General features: G+C 62.7%; 13 protein-coding genes. 4 read left to right on the top strand and 9 right to left on the bottom strand.

What is annotated here, in order from left to right:
• Positions 1-26 precede the first annotated feature (26 nt).
• On the bottom strand, positions 27-1,193 hold the full coding sequence (locus tag M2336_RS05805; protein ID WP_264574310.1) for a MalY/PatB family protein: 1,167 nt from the start codon (positions 1,191-1,193) through the stop codon (positions 27-29).
• A gap of 412 nt (positions 1,194-1,605) precedes the next feature.
• Here M2336_RS05805 and M2336_RS05800 point away from each other — a divergent pair, with 412 nt between their 5' ends.
• Positions 1,606-2,733: a pyridoxal phosphate-dependent aminotransferase gene (locus M2336_RS05800; protein ID WP_264592650.1), complete on the top strand. Its 1,128-nt coding sequence runs from the start codon at positions 1,606-1,608 to the stop codon at positions 2,731-2,733.
• A 227-nt stretch (positions 2,734-2,960) separates the two neighbouring features.
• Here the strand turns inward: M2336_RS05800 and M2336_RS05795 are convergent, their stop codons facing one another.
• Together M2336_RS05795 and M2336_RS05790 are read right to left on the bottom strand one after the other, a co-directional pair.
• Complete coding sequence (locus M2336_RS05795; RefSeq protein WP_264574308.1) at positions 2,961-3,971, bottom strand: MBL fold metallo-hydrolase; 1,011 nt, start codon at positions 3,969-3,971, stop codon at positions 2,961-2,963.
• A 283-nt stretch (positions 3,972-4,254) separates the two neighbouring features.
• Complete coding sequence (locus M2336_RS05790) at positions 4,255-5,442, bottom strand: hypothetical protein (RefSeq protein ID WP_264574307.1); 1,188 nt, start codon at positions 5,440-5,442, stop codon at positions 4,255-4,257.
• Positions 5,443-5,685: 243 nt separating this feature from the next.
• Between M2336_RS05790 and M2336_RS05785 the strand changes: the two genes are divergently transcribed.
• Positions 5,686-6,414, top strand: coding sequence for a GntR family transcriptional regulator (locus M2336_RS05785; RefSeq protein ID WP_264592649.1), 729 nt, complete (start codon positions 5,686-5,688; stop codon positions 6,412-6,414).
• 30 nt (positions 6,415-6,444) lie between these two features.
• Positions 6,445-7,461 (top strand): helix-turn-helix domain-containing protein, encoded by a 1,017-nt coding sequence (locus tag M2336_RS05780; protein ID WP_264592648.1) that lies wholly within the window; start codon positions 6,445-6,447, stop codon positions 7,459-7,461.
• Positions 7,462-7,530: 69 nt separating this feature from the next.
• On the opposite strand, the gene M2336_RS05775 is transcribed toward M2336_RS05780, so the two are convergent.
• From M2336_RS05775 to M2336_RS05765, 3 genes are read right to left on the bottom strand one after another with little or no spacing between them, the layout of a single operon-like run.
• Positions 7,531-8,277 carry an SDR family oxidoreductase gene (locus tag M2336_RS05775; RefSeq protein ID WP_264574304.1) on the bottom strand — a complete coding sequence of 249 codons (747 nt, stop codon included), beginning with the start codon at positions 8,275-8,277 and terminating at the stop codon, positions 7,531-7,533.
• A gap of 34 nt (positions 8,278-8,311) precedes the next feature.
• Positions 8,312-9,517 carry a cobalamin-independent methionine synthase II family protein gene (locus M2336_RS05770; protein ID WP_264574303.1) on the bottom strand — a complete coding sequence of 402 codons (1,206 nt, stop codon included), beginning with the start codon at positions 9,515-9,517 and terminating at the stop codon, positions 8,312-8,314.
• A 59-nt stretch (positions 9,518-9,576) separates the two neighbouring features.
• Positions 9,577-12,138 carry a TonB-dependent receptor gene (locus tag M2336_RS05765; protein ID WP_264592647.1) on the bottom strand — a complete coding sequence of 854 codons (2,562 nt, stop codon included), beginning with the start codon at positions 12,136-12,138 and terminating at the stop codon, positions 9,577-9,579.
• 197 nt (positions 12,139-12,335) lie between these two features.
• Here M2336_RS05765 and M2336_RS05760 point away from each other — a divergent pair, with 197 nt between their 5' ends.
• Positions 12,336-13,391, top strand: coding sequence for a mandelate racemase/muconate lactonizing enzyme family protein (locus M2336_RS05760; protein ID WP_264574301.1), 1,056 nt, complete (start codon positions 12,336-12,338; stop codon positions 13,389-13,391).
• A gap of 15 nt (positions 13,392-13,406) precedes the next feature.
• Here M2336_RS05760 and M2336_RS05755 read toward each other — a convergent pair whose 3' ends face one another.
• From M2336_RS05755 to M2336_RS05745, 3 genes are all read right to left on the bottom strand, one after another.
• On the bottom strand, positions 13,407-14,123 hold the full coding sequence (locus M2336_RS05755) for a ThuA domain-containing protein (protein WP_264574300.1): 717 nt from the start codon (positions 14,121-14,123) through the stop codon (positions 13,407-13,409).
• Positions 14,123-15,151 carry a 6-bladed beta-propeller gene (locus M2336_RS05750; protein WP_264574299.1) on the bottom strand — a complete coding sequence of 343 codons (1,029 nt, stop codon included), beginning with the start codon at positions 15,149-15,151 and terminating at the stop codon, positions 14,123-14,125. The genes M2336_RS05755 and M2336_RS05750 overlap by 1 nt, the downstream gene beginning before the upstream one ends.
• Positions 15,152-15,293: 142 nt before the next feature.
• Positions 15,294-15,593, bottom strand: a complete 300-nt coding sequence (locus M2336_RS05745) for an antibiotic biosynthesis monooxygenase family protein (protein ID WP_264574298.1) — start codon at positions 15,591-15,593, stop codon at positions 15,294-15,296.
• Positions 15,594-15,659 lie beyond the last annotated feature (66 nt).

The raw sequence follows: 15,659 nt of genomic DNA, 5'->3' as shown, positions 1-15,659 counted from the left end.
CTGAAGACCCATCCCGGCGGCCGCAATCACAGCGCCTTCATCGCCTTGCTCATCCGGTCCATTGCCTCTTGCATGATGGGTAGGGGCGTGGCGAAAATGAAGCGGGCGAACCCTGCGAAGTCCTTGCCACACGTCACGCCCTCGGTGAGATAGACGCCGGCCTTCTCCTTGAAGAAGGCACCCGGATTGTCGGCGACAGCGGACCCGCGAAAGTCCAGCCAGCCGACATAGGTGCCCTCCGGCATATGGTAGTGCACGTCCGGCAGCAGATCGTGAACGAGGTCCGCCATGGCCCTGCGGTTCCGGTCAAGATAGGCCACCACGTCTTCCAGCCAGGGAAAGCCCTCGCGGTAGGCCACGGCATTGGCCACGACGCCGAGATTGGCGGTGCCATGGGCCGCGAAAAAGCCGATCCTGTTCCAGATCGCCCGATCCGCATCGTTACTCGTGATCACCTGCGCGCATTTCAGCCCCGGCAAGTTCCACGCCTTTGATGCGGAGAGCGCGGTAATGGTGTGGCCCGCCGCAACCTCGTTGACCGAGGCATAAGGCAGGTGCCGGTTGCCGGCATAGGTCAGCGGCGCCCAAATCTCATCGGAGAACACCCGGCCACCATTGCGCTCAACCAGTTCCGCAACGGCTTCCAGCTCCGCGCGGCTGAACACACGGCCCACGGGATTATAGGGGTTGCACAGGATCAGCAGGTTGCCGCCCTGATCGAACCCCTCCTGGATGCCGGCCATATCGAGCGCATAATGCCCATCCTCATACCGCATCGGCACTTCGATGACCTCGCGTCCCATCATCGGCGGGATGGAGAGGAAGGGCATGTAGGATGGGGTCGGCACGATGATTTTCGATCCGGCCCGCGAATGATGCTCGATCGCCAGCTCCAGCGCCTTGATGACATCCGGCACCACGCGCACATCGGCAGGCTCGACCGTCCTGCCGTGACGCGACTGAAGCATCTGCGCCGTTGCGGCCCGCAACTCGGCAGTGAAGCGGGTCGGCAGATATCCGAAGGCCCCCTGATCGACGATTTCATGCAGCGCCTTGGTGATCACGGGCGCGATACCGAAGTCCATCTCCGCGACGAAGGCGCCGATCAGATCATCCTGCACCGCCCATTTCGTCGCACCGGTGCGGCGCAGATCGTCAATGGTAATGCGGTCGGTCTTTTCGATGAAAGTCACAGCACATCCTCAGCCACGGCCCCGACGCGGCGTATGACAATGCTTCGTTCAGCGTCCGTCACACGCGCGCAGGCTTGCCTGAACCGCGCGAACATCACGCTGGCCCATCGCCTTTATAATCCACCTCAAATTGAGATGCTGCCTCGGCCAACACCAATGATGAATTCTGATATTGGTTATGCGCCCGGTTCATGGCCGTTTTCTTGACGGTCCCACGGCAGGGCCATAGATTCCCGCCGAATAAGATTTCGATCAAACCATTCAATATCAACGCAATTTCTAATTTCTGGCCATTGTTTAGGGGCGCGCGGCAGGTTTCGCCCAGCCGCGCCTCTGCGGCAGGCTTAGCGCCTGATGGCCGTCCCCATCAGCGGGCCCCCATCGCACAATAAAGACCTTAGGAGATATCGAGATGATGCAGGACAAGAAGCGCGCGCCGGCCCGGGCACCTGGCCTGGTTCAAGGCGGGGCCGTGAATGTTCCTTTCCTGCAGACCGATCGCGATGCGCCAGTCGCCAGCCTGTTTGGGCCGCTCCCCGGCCAGGCGCGGCTCGTGGGGAACGAAAATCCGTTCGGCCCCGCCCCCAGCGCGCTCAAGGCACTCGCTGAAACGGCCGGGTCCGGCTGCTATTATGCCGACCGGGGCGTCTTCCATCTCACCTCGATGATCGCCGAGCGCCATGGCGTGACGCCCGCGCAGGTCGTGCTCGGCGCCGGATCGACCGAAATCCTGTGCGCAACCGCGCTGGCCTGGGGGCAGAAGGGATCGATCATCTGCCCCAGCCTGTTCTGGGACGCGCCAATCCTCTTCGCGGAACGCAAGGGCGTCGCGTGCATCTATGTCCCGCTGGCCGCGGACATGAACTTCGATCTCGATGGCATGGCGGGCCACCTCAGCGAAGACGTTGCGCTCGTCCACCTCGTCAACCCGAACAACCCGACCGGCATGGCGCTGGACAACGCCGCCCTGCGCACTTTCGCGCGCACCGTCGCGCAAAGCGGCGCGACCTTGCTGGTGGACGAAGCCTATAACGAACTCTCCGATCAGCCGGAGGAAAGCTCGCTGGTCGATCTGGTCCGCGGTGGTGAAGATGTGATCGTCACCCGGACCTTCTCGAAAATCTACGGCATGGCTGGGCTGCGCGTCGGCTATGCGCTGACCAGCGAAGAGAATGCCGCGCGCATCCGCAGCTACATGACGAGTTTTGGCGGCAACGTCGCAGGCATCTCTGCCGCGATCGCCTGCTACAATGACGAGACCTTCCTCGCCGCATCCCTCGCCTCGATCCGCGAGGGGCGCGAAATGATCCTGGATGCCGTCGCCCGCGCCGGTTTGACCGCCCTGCCCAGCCAGACCAATTTCGTCTTCGTCAAAGTCCCGGATGCCGACGCCCTCGACCGCGCCATGCGCGATCGCAACATCGTCATTCGGGGCGCGTTCGGTGAGTGGACGCAGTACTCCCGCGTCTCCGTCGGTCATCTTCACGACGTTGCACGCTATGCCGAGGCGCTGCCGAACATTATCGAATTAATGGTTTAACTGTCACATCCACCGAGTGGTTAGATCTCGTAGCCGCATATTGATCCTTCGCGTCAAGAAAAGGAAATAACGGTCTTTGACCTGTCCTGGTGATCGATGTGGATGAGGGCACCGAGGGACAGCAATCCGTCCATGCCATCGATCGACTTCTGGTCGAGCGCAGAATATCACGTAGGCAATGTGCCTGAGTTCAGCTCGAGGGCGCTTGATCTTTGTCCCTATGTCAATCACATCACGCGGGATTCTAGGCCGACGAATGACAGGTCTCGAGTTTCTCCCGCCCGGAGCGCCGGAAAGCAGGTCGGATCGATCCCTTTCGCGACCAGACCGGCCTGCAAGCGCGTCCGGGGTTCGTCCCATGGCTCGTCGGTGAGCTTGAAGGCGCCCCAGTGCATGCCGATGGCGGCTCGTGCTTCAAGGTCCAGCATGATCTGGATCGCTTCCTCCGGATCGGTGTGCTGGGCGGCCATGAACCAGCGCGGATCATAGGCCCCGATCGGGATGATCGCGAGGTCCATGGCGCCGAAACGGTCGCGCATCCGCCGAAAGATGCCGCCGGTGCCATAGCCAGTATCGCCGGCGAAGTAGACGAGCCTGCCGGCCGCCTCGATCACGAAGCCCGCCCACAAGGCCATGCGCCGGTCGCGCCATCCGCGCGACGACCAGTGGAGTGCGGGCACGATATGCACCTTGAGGCGCGGCGCAACCTCGATGCTGTCGCCCCAGTCTCCCACGCCAAAGCGGGCAGCCGGAATGTGCTTGCGGACGATATAGTCGTTGCCCAGCGGCGTGACGATCAGCGGATGGTGACGACTGTGAAGCGCCTTGAGCGTCGCGATGTCGAGATGATCGTAGTGATTGTGGGAGAGCAACACGGCGTCGAGCGGGGGAAGGTCCGCCAGCGCAACGCCGGGCGCGCAGATGCGTCGAGGCCCGGCGAACGAGAGCGGGCTGGCGCGATCGGACCAAACGGGGTCTGTGACGAGATTGTAGCCCCCGATCTGGATCAACAGGGTGGCGTGGCCAATCATCGTCACACGCAGGCCGTCGACCCTTTCGTCCGGCACGACAGGCTTCACCGCGACCGACTTGGGCCAGGGATTATCGGGGACGTTGCGCTTCCAGCGCATCACGTCCCGCAGTGAGCGGTCCGTCTCTGGTTCGTCGCGTAAATTGTGAAAGCGGAGACCGTCGAAATGATCGGTGACGGGGCCGTTATAGTAGCAGTTCTTCGGCATGTATTTCGCCGACTCCCTATCCGGCGCCACTCAAATGGCGTTTCACTGTGGCAGATCAAGTCCGGTCAGGAGAGGGCGACCGCCCGGCGTCGGGTTGCTCAGCGTTGAGATCGTCAGAGCGAGATGCCAGTGCTCAGGGCAGGAGATCTGACGTTCTATAGTGATCAGCCAGCTGTCCTGTCAGACGTGATTGGTTGCGATTTGGCCCTATCCGTGCGTCTGCATTTCTGACGAAAACGGCAGGGTCAACCCGCGACACCGCAGCGACAAGCATCATCCCCCGTCACTCGACCCGCTCGATGACCAGACACTCGTCCCGGAACCACAAGCGCCCGTGCTTTGCCAGAACCTCCCGGGTGGCAGCCAGATAGCCAGGTCCTGTCATTTGCTCGGCCACGCGCTCATTCTCGATTTGCGCCACATAGGTTGCGGCGATCCAGGCGGAATAAAGCGCAGACGTACCGATGAGCGTGGCATCCCGGTCGCCTTCGCTGCCCAGCACGTGCATTTCGAAGCGAATCGACGCGGCTTCATCGGAAAGCGTGTCGAAGGCATAATGGGCGGTGCCGCCGGACAAGGCTGCTTGCGTGGCCCGGATCAGGTCCTGCCGGCCGTAGGGAAAGGGCTGCTCCTCCGGCCAGACCTTGCGAATGATATCCATGGCCGGATCGTCGCCGGCGGATTGCACCACGATCAGTCGGCCGCCGGGGCGCAAGGCCCGCGCCAACGGCGCCAGCACGCGCTCAGCCTTGAACTGCACGTCGGCCTTGAGGCGAAAGGGCTGGCTCGCCAGGACCAAATCGAAATCGGCCCGTGTCGCGGCCGGGCGAGGAATGACCCGGTCGAGGATGAACCGATAGGCTTCACGATAGAGCAGGAGCACAGTCGGCGTTTCTGGCGACAATGCGCCCGTCGCAGGGTTGGCCTTCATCCGCCAATGGTCCGCGAGAAACGGCATGAGAGACTGGATTTGCTGCTCCATGTCGGCGGAGGTCTCGCCGTTCAATGCGACGTCCTTCCAGACCAGCGCCTTCTGCGCCTGCGGACGCGACCGGCGCAGCCAGGGCGCCTCGGCATAGGAGATGTTGGTGAGTGCTACGACCGTTTCGGGATGCTCGACGAAGCGATCCGGCAGCTTGTCGAGCGCGAGGCGCAAATCCTCGAGACTAATCTCCTTGCCGACCACATAGAAGGGCAAGTGCGGGAAGCGCCGGTGCATGGCGCGCAGTAGGCGCGACATCACGGTGCCGTCGCCAACGCCGGCATCGAAGAACCTCAGTGCGGGCTGCTGCGGATCGAGATGCTCAAGCTCCTGCGCCACGCGGTCGGCGATCACCAGCTTCTCGGTACAACTGTGCACGAACATCAGGTAATTCTGGCGACTGTCGTAGAAGCGCGGCTTCGGCCCGGAGGGTTGGGGCGCTTCATCCTCCGGCACGCGGTCGGGCCGGTTTCTATTCGTCAGTTGCATATCCGCTCCCCTATCGCCTCGCGACCTTTGCCTGCCGTTCGCAGGCGGAGCGAATTGTCCATCCACGGATGGCCGGGTAAACCACATTGCATCCCACTCGTCCAAGAAGCGCGGTTTCCGGGCCTTCCCAACCTGCCTCAGGCGGAACTTCCGCTTCGCCAATCCGGCATGGACGCGCGATAGTATCTGCGGCGTGCCGTTCTGCCGGACAGCGCCGGCCCGGCGCGCTATAAACGCCCGACGATGACCCCGCCCCTTGACTTCCCTGCCGATGAAGGCGCCGCCGACACCCGACCGTCCCGCTCGTCCGTGCGTGCCCGGCGCAAACTCCAGCGCAGGCACGGCCTGGTCGAAGACGTGTTCCAGATCATTCGCGCGGACATCATGGCTCTGCGCATTCCGCCAGACTCGCGGATCTCGATCGACAAGTTGGCCCGCGAACTCGGCATTTCGCAAACACCGATCCGCGAGGCCTTGAGCATGCTGGAAGCGATCGGCCTGGTCGTGCGGCGCCTCTATGCCGGGTATTGGTGCGCGCCGCAGCTTTCCAGGACGCAGATCGACGATCTCTTCGCCGTCCGATTGCTGCTGGAGCCGCACGCCGCCCGACATGCGGCGCTAAACATGACCGACGCGGATATGCGCGCGTTGACACGCCATGTCGCGCTGATGGACCCGCAGACCCATGTTTTCGGCTATGATGACTACGCCGATCGCGATGCGGAATTGCACGAGATGATCGCGCGCGGCAGCGGCAATACGATCATTCAAGAGACGCTGGGACGGCTGCACGCGCACCTCCACATTTTTCGCCTGAAATCGAATACCGAGGTCGCGATCGAAGCCAGCCGCGAGCATGGGCTCATCGCGCAAGCGCTGAGCCGTCGGGACGCGGACGGGGCCGAAGCCGCCATGCGGCTACACATCGGCAACTCCTATGAACGGCTGATCGGAGAGCCGCAGCAAAGCTAGGCTTGTGGCGAACCGTCTTGCGCAGGTCCATTGACTGCCAGCGCAACTAGGATATCGTATAGGAAATACGAAAAACGGTGGAGAGGACCGTCTTTTATGCGTCGAGCGAGAGCCATTGAGCCCAGTCAGGCACCTCCCGTGGTCTGGAAAGGCGGGCGGGCGCAGGTGACGGTGCACAGCCGCATCCCAAACTCCATGCTTTTGGCCGAACAACTCGGGCCGCTGTTGCTGATCCAGATGCGGTGCGGCTCCGTGACGATTTCCCGGCCGGAAGGCGCATTGACCCCCGCCGATCGTCAATCGACCTTCATCCTCGTCCTGTCCGGCGGGGCCAGCCTGCGCCATTATGGCCGGCAGATCGAACTATATCCCGGTGACATCACCATGTACGACCACAGCGCCGAATACACGCTGCACTTCGGGCAGCCGACCCAAGTGATCATGATCCGGGTGAACTCAACCGCTATCCGGCAGATTTTTCCGGTGCCCGACAGCTTCTATGGCCAGCGCATTCCTGGCGATGTGGGGCTGACATCCACCGCGCTGGCAATGGCGAAGGATCTCTCCGCCAAGCTCGAAACAAGGCCCGGTCTCCACTTCAACGAGCGTGTGGCCACGCATTTGCTGGATGTTCTGGCCACCGCCTACGCGGAAGTCATGGACGAACCATCATCCGCGACGTCGCTGATGGAACGGCGCTTCTGGAAAGTCCGCCTTTTCATCGAGGAAAATCTGCGCGACCCGTCGCTCTCTCCCTCGCTCGTGGCGGAACGGCTTAAGCTGTCCGACCGCTACCTCCGCATGATCTTCGCGGTAAGCGACGAGTCCCCATCGGCCTATATCCTGCGGCGGCGGTTGGAGGAATGCGCGCGGCAGTTCAGCGACGAGCGCTGGCGGGGCCGATCCATTACGGAGATTGCGTTCAGCTGGGGATTCAACAGCGCCCCGCATTTCACGCGCACGTTTCGCCAGCATTTTGGCATGGCGCCCAGCCAGTATCGCCTACAACACGCGACTGAGCGCGCCGAACCGGCCCTGTTGCAGTAAATCTTGGAAAAGCGGCACCCGGAGGAGCGCGCATAAGCCCCACTTCGGAATGACGGATTTACGCGCTCGTTATCGCGCGCCGGCCACGGCGATATTGGCCCCGGCCACATAAGAGGCCGCGTCGGAAACCAGGAACATGACGGCGGCGGAGACTTCCTCGGGCTGACCGGCCCGGCGCATCGGCAAGGCCGAGGCGATCCGGTCCAGTTTCCCCGGGACATGAATTTCGGTGTCGATCGGGCCGGGCGACACCGCGTTGACACGAATGCCCTGCGGAGCGACTTCGCGCGCGAGCCCCAGTACGAGGCTGTCCACTCCGCCCTTGGTGGCCGCGTACCAGACATGCTCGCCGGGCGCCCCATAGAGCGCAGCGCGCGACGAGATCAGCACAATCGAGCCTCCTCCCCCGCCGTTCGCGGTGGACATGCGACGCACGGCCTCGCGCGCACACAGCAAGGCGCCGGTGAGATTGACATCCACCACCTTGACCAGGAGGTCGTCGCTCGCGTCCACAAGTGCCGAGGATTCACCGACGATGCCGCCATTATAGACCAGCGCCGCCAGTGGGCCGACCTGATCGACGGCCGCGAAGAGCGTGGTGATATCGCCGGCAACACCAGTATCCGCCTGGACCGCCTGCGCCCTTCCGCCTTCCGCGCGAATGGCATCCACCACGGCCGCTGCCATGTCCGCTCGGCCGGCATAGGTGAGCAACACATGGTAGCCCGCCTTGGCGGCGTCTCGTGCGATGGCAGCTCCAATGCCCCGGCTTCCGCCGGTCACCAGAAATACGCTGCGATCGCCTTGATCCACCATGTTTGATCCTCTTGACTCGGCATCCATACGCAAATCAGGATTTCAGACGCTTGCTGGCGATGCGGCAGCCTTCCGCCATGGCCGACAGCTTGGCCCAGACAATCTCCTCATGCCCCACGCGCGACCCGATGCCACAATCGGTGCCGGCGTGGAGATTCTCCATGCCCACCAACTTGGCGAAGTTGACCAGCCGCTCCGCGACCAGTTCCGGATGCTCGACCAGATCGGTGTAATGCCCCACCACTCCCGGCGCGATGATCTTGCCATCGGGCAGCTTGAGCGTCTCGAACACGCGATACTCATGAGCGTGTCGCGGATTGCTCGCCTCGAACGTATAGGTCTGCGCGTTGATCATCAGCATCAGGTCGGCGATGTGCTCAAAGCCGATATCGTGCACATGCGGACGGTGGCCACTGCCCCAGCACATGTGGAAACGAACCTGCTCCTCGGGCAATCCTTCCAGCGCGTGATTGATGACCTCCACGCAGAAGCGCAGATAATCGCGATATTCCTCGACGCTCCAGTCGGGGTGGAACATCCACGCCGTCGCGAACTCCGGCTCGTCGATCTGGACGATCAGGCCCGCATCGGTGATCGCCTTATATTCCTCGCGCATAGTCGCCGCGACCGCCATCATATAGTCGCGCTCGTCCCGATAATGCAGGTTGCGGGTGCCGGCGCCGAGGCTGAGCGGGCCGAGCGCCGCGATGAAGCTGTCCGCGCCATCCTTGCCGACCAGCGCCTTTTTGAGCGCCGCAATATCCTTCTGGATTGCTTCCTGACCGATATAGGTGACCGGCCCATCGCAGATCGCTTCCGTCTTCGAGGGCTGGGGCACGACGCCGGGCTTGGAAAAGCCGGGACGCACCGGGCCGCCCGAGCCGGCGAACCACAGGCCGGATTCATAGAAGCCGGGGAAATCGCGGCGATCCCGCTCGGCCACAAATGCGCGTTTGGGTGCGAGGCCTTCTGGCCGTTCGCGTTGCCCAAAGCCGGTGATGCGAGCCTGAATATAGCCCACATAATGGCCCATATTGGCGGCTTTGACATATTCGCCATCGTTGACGATATCGACACCGCACGCGATCTGCTTGTCCACCACCCACTGCACCGCCAGCGGCAGTTGCTCGTCGATCTCGGCGCGATGATCGTCGGCCTTCGCCAGCAGCACGTCCAGCTTGGCGGGCCGGGGCAAGTTGCCGCCGTGGCTGCTCAGAATGTGGTCGGTAGAACGTCTCATATCAAATCAATCTCCATGGCGGTCCTCGCCAGCGCTGCCGGCGAGGACTGCGCGTTGAATTAGAAAGTCTTGCTGACCTTGAGGTACCACTCCCGCGGCGCGGCAGGCTGGCCTTGGCTGCTGGCGAAACCGATACTGCTGTAGATGAAGTAGTTGCGATAATAGGCCTTGTTGGTGAGGTTCGTCGCACCCAGCGAGACGGACAGGCCAAGATCGTCATTCTGGTACGTCAGGCGTCCGTTGAAGGTCGAATAGGCCTTCTGGAAATAGGCGGGATCGACCGCATCAAACGGAATGCTGCCTGTGTAGAACCAGTCCAGCCGCGGCGTGACCGAGCCTGCCAGCGACGGAACCGGGACGCGATATTCGATCCCTGCATTGGCCGTCCATTCTGGAATGCCGATGCCAACGGCGGTCAGCCGGTTGGTTATCCGCCCCGGCGCGTTGAGGTCGGGCGAGGTGAATTGCGAATAGCCCAGCGACCCATTGATCAGCAGCCCCTCGACAGGCCTCGCCTCGAGCTCCAGCTCGAAGCCTTTGGCCTTGCCCGGCAGGTTCACGAAGAACGTCCGGCCAATGCACTGCACACCCTGACCGGCTGCAGCCTCCGCAGGGGTGCGGGCGCGACAGGTGGTAATGCCATTGCCATTAGCGACATCAGGAATGACGATCTGTGTGCCCGGCAATGGGCCACCGTTGGTGCCGATCTGCGCTTCCTGCCCGCTCAGGCCGAAGATGCGCGTCTTGTAATCGGTGTAGAAGGCCACCGCGTTCAGGCGCACCCGTCGGTCGAGAAACTCGGTCTTGATGCCGAGTTCATAGGCCTGCGTGCGATCGCCGGGATATTGCTGATTCTGCGAAGGCTGCAGCGGCCGCCCATTGAAGCCAGGGGCTTGCGAGCCGGTGGCCGCCGACACATACGCGATGGTCTGGGCATTGAGTTCATAGGTCAGCCCGGCCTTCCAGTCGAAGCGGCTCTCCTCGGGTTTGACATTGAACGTCAGGTTCTGGGAGAAGTTCGGATTGCCCGGATCGCGATCGTCCAGATTGGAATAATGCACGTCCTTCGCATCCTTCGAGTAGCGGCCGCCCAACACGACGGACAGGCGCTCGAACGGACGCACAGTGACATTTGCGAACACCGCCTTGCTGGTGGGCTCGTAGGTCGTGTTCTGATATTTGAGGAAACCGTTCCACGGTGAGTAGGTGACGGCCCGATTGCGGCCATCGGCATCGAACAGGAAGACACCGGCAACCCAATCCAGCCACTGGTGGCGCCCGGAAAGCCGGGCTTCCGCACTGATATATCGGGAGGTGATCGTCGCCAGCGTGTGTTCCTGCACCAACGGCGAGCCATCGGTATCGAACGCATGCGTGTCGCTGAAATTGCGATAGCCAAGGATGCCGGTGAATTCGATATCGCTCGTCAGGTCGATGGACAGCTTGCCGGAAACGCCCCAGTTCACGACATCCACGCGCGGGCTGTAGCAGACCCCGCCATGATTGGGATTGCCGTTGTAGAAGGTGCTGCCGGCAACCACCGTACCGGCGCCAACCGGATCGCAATAGGTCGCATAAGTGGAGAAGCGGTTGCCGGTCAGAAACCTGTTATCATAGGCCACGCCCAGCAGGTTGGCCTGCCCGACCCAGGACGCGCGCGTCGCGGCGCGAGAGGCATTAGTCGCGATCAGAGTATCGGCGACATTCTCCGACTGATCCTGGATATAATCGGCGGACAGAGTGAAGCGGATGCCGTCGCTCGGCTGGAATTTCAACGCGCCTCGCACCGCGCGCACGTCTTCGCCACCCAGCGTCCCGACCTGACAATCATCGGGCCGGTTGTTGGGAGAAGAGGCCAGCGTCTGGTCGACATAGGGGATGCGCCCCGCCAGCTGCGGCGTGCCATTGGCCTCCATCTGACACCGGAAATCGAGCCGCTTCACAAATCCGTCGCGCCTCTTGGAGAGAACGGAGAGCGACATGCCGAGCTTGTCCGCCACGATCGGCAGATTGATTCCGGCGCGGAAATCGCGGCGCTTGTAGGCGCCGACCGTGACGTCCACGAAGCCGGAGGCCTCGGTGAGGCTGGGCTGCTTGCTGACGAGAACGACGCCACCGGCGAGCGCGTTGCGCCCGAACAGCGTGCCCTGCGGGCCGCGCAACACCTCGACATGCTCCAGATCGAGCAAGTCGAAATTGGCGCCGAGCAGAAGCGGATAGTAGATGTCGTCGATATAGAAAGCGACGGCGGCCTCACCGGCCAGGCTCGTATCGCGCGAACCGATGCCGCGAATATAGGTCGTTACCCCCGGGCCGAAGGCACCCTGCGCCCGCGAGAAGGTGGCGTTGGGCACGACCTGCGAAATCTCCGCTGCCGACTGGATACCGCGTGTGGCGAGCGTGTCGCCCGTGACGGCGGTGATCGCAATCGGCGTATCCTGCACATTGGTCTGCTGTCGGGTGGCGGTCACGACGATATCGGGAAGGCCGTTCCCCGCCGCGCTGGCCCGATCGGTTGTGCCTTGCGTCTGCTGCGCCTGCGCCGCTGCGCCGGCGCTCACCGTCGCAAGCAACATGCCGGTCAACATCATCCCCGCCTTCTTGCTAATAGCCTTCCGCATTTCACCCTCCTGAACCCCGCTTTTCTTTGACTCGGGACCTAAACCATATGAGGTGGGCCTGCGCGCACTTATCCGTTTCGGAAGTTTGCCTTGCGGATTGGCCGGGACAGTCGGCTCTTTATTGCCCGCGCCCCATCGGCGATGCAGACAGGCGCCCGAACTCTGGGCACGGTGCCGGGGTCGAACGGGAGAGCGGCATGAAGATCACCGGCGGCAAGGTGATGGGTGCGACGGTCAATTTCGAAGGCGCGATGGCGGGAACGCACATCGTGCTGCGCCTGATGACCGACCAAGGCATCGAGGGCATCGGCTCTGTCAGCCGGGTGAACCCGCGCACGCTCAAGCCCCTCATTCTGCTGATCGAAGCGATGGTCGAGAGCCTCATAGGGCATGAGGCGGAGGTCGAACCCATTCACGACCGGCTCACACGCCCCCTCCTCGGCGCGCCGGTCAGCGGGCTGGAGTTGCGCGCCGCCAGCGCAATCGATGTCGCCCTTTGGGACATCAAGGGAAAGGCGGTCGGTCAGCCGGTCTGGAAACTGATGGGCGGGTTTCGCAATCGGTTGCCCGTGTCCGCCAATTGGGGACTGATGCCCGGGCCGCCCAAGGACGCGCTCGCCGCCCACATCGCCGACCTCCTTGGCCGGGGGTTTCGGGCGATCAAATGTCCGGTCGGCTTCGCCCCGCTGGCGACGGCAATCGAGCATGTCCACTTCGTGCGGTCATGCGCCGGGCGGGACGTGCGCATCATCGTTGATGGCAATTTTCAGTGGACAGCCAAGCAGGCGCTGCATTTCGCGCGCGAGACGGAGCCGGACGATCTCTATTGGATCGAAGACCCCGTCGCCTATCATGATTATGACGGCATGGCCTTCGTGCGGGCCAACACGAGGCAGGCGATCTGCGCCGGCGAAGTGTTCCAGCACCCCCACGAATTTCGCGCCCTGATGGAGAAGCGCGGCAGCGATTATGTGATGATCGACCAGGACCTCGGACTCACGGGCTTCCTCAAGGTCGCCCATATGGCGCAGGCCTATGGACTGCCGGTCGTGAACCATCTGGCGCCCGAAACACTGAGCCACGCGATTGCCGCCGTACCCAATGGATTGATCGTGGGCCTCGTCCCCTGGGCGCAACCGCTCTTCCAGGAGAAGCTGCAGATCGAGGACGGCGACCTGATCCTGTCCGATCGGCCCGGCCTCGGGCTAAGCTTGGATGAGGATGTGCTGGAGCGGAACGGCCCCGGCGCCTGAAGCACCGGCTCTGCTCTAGGCGAAAGGACGCCGCCGCGCGGCCCACTCCACGCCGCGCTGGATCAACGTCTTGAACACGGGGTCCTGCCAAGGGCCGCGATGATCGGGCTGGTCGGGCCGATCCGCAAAGGGTTTGTCATAGGGGCGATTGGCGTGCCCCAGAGCCAGATACAGCAGGCCACCCTCGCCGACATGGCGCCGATACATCAACGGCCAATTCTTGGTTTCCATCATGCGCCCGCCAAAGGCCTCGCCGCCCCAGTGGCATTGCAACAGAACCTCGATATCATCGCGCACCGTCTCGACGCAGTAGAGCTCGTCGTCGATCTCGAAGGGCGCAATCCCCTCGAGCAGCGGGTCTTCCGGACGAGCGGTGTCTACCCGGAACCGCTGAAAGGGCGGGTGCGTTATGAACCGCGTGCCCATGATCTGCGGCACAATCTGATTGTCCCCCACCGAATTGCTGGCATGGAGCGCGAACCAGCGTCCACCGCGCTCCAGAAAGGCCCGCATGACGCTCGACGCCGCTTCCGAGACCGGCACTTGCGAGGTGTAGCTGACAACCATGTCGCAGCGCGCCCATGCATCCACATTCTCATAATCGATGAAGCAATCTGTGCGAATGCCGCCGGCATCATACAGCGCCTGCGCCAGGTTGATCCGGGCGTAATCAAAGTCGTGATTGCGATGGGGGCTTCCGCAAACCAGGTTTGCGAGCAGCGGCAGCGCCATCAGCGATCGACCCTGCGGAACTTCTGGATCTGGTGATCGATGCACGCCTCGCGCGCGATGCGATTGAAGCCGGAGCCAAAGGAGACCGAAACCTCGGCCACATAGAGGCTGCCTTGCGAATCCAGCGCCAGGGCGTGCGGCGCGATAAAGTTGCCCGGGGCCGAGCGGGCGTTGGAATCGGCGCCCCATCGCGCGACGATATTGCCCTGCGGCGCAAACACCGTCACGCGGCCGGGCAGATCCCTGTCCGCAAAGCCATGCGTAAAAGACCCTTGGCCGGCTTCCATCGGCCGCCAGAGTTCGGAGACGTAAATCAGCCCCTCGTCGTCCACCACGACGTCCGTCGGGCGCAGCACGTCATCCCAGATGGCGATGAACTTGCCGGAGCGGTCGAAGAACTGCAGGCGGTCGTTCTCGCGGTCGCAGACGATCACATTTTCCTGACGATCGAGCGCGATGCCGTGGGGGAGATGAAATTCGCCCGGGCCGGTCCCCACCTCGCCCCAACTATTGAGCAGTTCGCCTTTGGGCGAGAAATGATGGATGCGCGCATTGCCATATCCGTCCGCAACGAACATGTCCTTGTTCTGCGCGATGCACACATTGCAGCAGCAGTTGAAGCCATCCGCAGAGCGCTCCACATACTCATTGTGATGGATCTGCGGCCTCCGGCCTTTGATCGATCCATAGCCGGTATCGCTGACCTTGCGCGGTTCGCCCAGCATCCACTGGAAATTCCCCTCCAGGTCGAACACCCGCACCACGCTGTCCTGATCGTCGGTGCAGTAGACCAGGTCGTCATGGATGGTGATGCCATGGGCGCGATTGAACACGCCATCGCCCCATTTGTAGAGGAAGTTGCCGTCTGAATCATACACCATCACCCGCTCTCCCTTGCGGGTGTGGAGGAAGACCCTGTCCCGGGAATCGCAAGCGACGCCGGCTACGTCCTCATGGCTGAATTCATCACCGGCAGGACATTTTTCCCAATTGGGCACGACTTCGAATGTGATTGAGCCAGTGGACATGGTTTCTTCCTGTGTGGGCCGTCCGCACGGAACAAGGCGGCCTGAAAGGGGGAGGACAGGACCGCAACCTAGGATGCACTCCCCGGAGCCACTTGCCCGGGCCGGAAAATGATGCTGCCCCTCGCGGTATGCGGCGGCGAGATCAGAAAAAGCGGCCGACCGTCTGGCTATGCTCCACAAAGGGCGGTTCGACGAAATAAGGGCCGGCGAGCGCCCGCCACTGGTGGAAGCCGTCGGACTCCCGGAAGCCGACCATATGGTCTTCGACGCTGTCCCATTCCACGCGCAGGCGATAACGGGCCGGGTCTTCGATCACCCGCTCAAGTGTCATACTGTGTGAGCCCTTGGCGGCCCGCAAAATAGCCGCCGCCTGGGCCACGGCCAGCTCGAAAGCCTCTGCCTTCGCCGGATCGATGGTGAGATGTGCGATTTCGGTGATCATGATCTTCTCTGTCGACGTTGCTGCCAGCGGCCATGACTGCCCATGGCCACCGGCCCGCGCTTATCC

The organism is Sphingobium sp. B1D7B (assembly GCF_025961965.1).
In the GTDB taxonomy this organism is placed as follows: domain Bacteria; phylum Pseudomonadota; class Alphaproteobacteria; order Sphingomonadales; family Sphingomonadaceae; genus Sphingobium.
Note: the sequence above shows the minus strand (reverse complement) of the source record. Positions and strands in the feature narration are given on the sequence as shown.

Coding starts and splice junctions, on each gene's coding strand:
- M2336_RS05800 (WP_264592650.1), top strand. CDS start 1,606: ATGATGCAGGACAAGAAGCGCGCGCCGGCCCGGGCACCTGGCCTGGTT.
- M2336_RS05795 (WP_264574308.1), bottom strand. CDS start 3,971: ATGCCGAAGAACTGCTACTATAACGGCCCCGTCACCGATCATTTCGAC.
- M2336_RS05790 (WP_264574307.1), bottom strand. CDS start 5,442: ATGCAACTGACGAATAGAAACCGGCCCGACCGCGTGCCGGAGGATGAA.
- M2336_RS05785 (WP_264592649.1), top strand. CDS start 5,686: ATGACCCCGCCCCTTGACTTCCCTGCCGATGAAGGCGCCGCCGACACC.
- M2336_RS05775 (WP_264574304.1), bottom strand. CDS start 8,277: ATGGTGGATCAAGGCGATCGCAGCGTATTTCTGGTGACCGGCGGAAGC.
- M2336_RS05770 (WP_264574303.1), bottom strand. CDS start 9,517: ATGAGACGTTCTACCGACCACATTCTGAGCAGCCACGGCGGCAACTTG.
- M2336_RS05765 (WP_264592647.1), bottom strand. CDS start 12,138: ATGCGGAAGGCTATTAGCAAGAAGGCGGGGATGATGTTGACCGGCATG.
- M2336_RS05760 (WP_264574301.1), top strand. CDS start 12,336: ATGAAGATCACCGGCGGCAAGGTGATGGGTGCGACGGTCAATTTCGAA.
- M2336_RS05755 (WP_264574300.1), bottom strand. CDS start 14,123: ATGGCGCTGCCGCTGCTCGCAAACCTGGTTTGCGGAAGCCCCCATCGC.
- M2336_RS05750 (WP_264574299.1), bottom strand. CDS start 15,151: ATGTCCACTGGCTCAATCACATTCGAAGTCGTGCCCAATTGGGAAAAA.
- M2336_RS05745 (WP_264574298.1), bottom strand. CDS start 15,593: ATGATCACCGAAATCGCACATCTCACCATCGATCCGGCGAAGGCAGAG.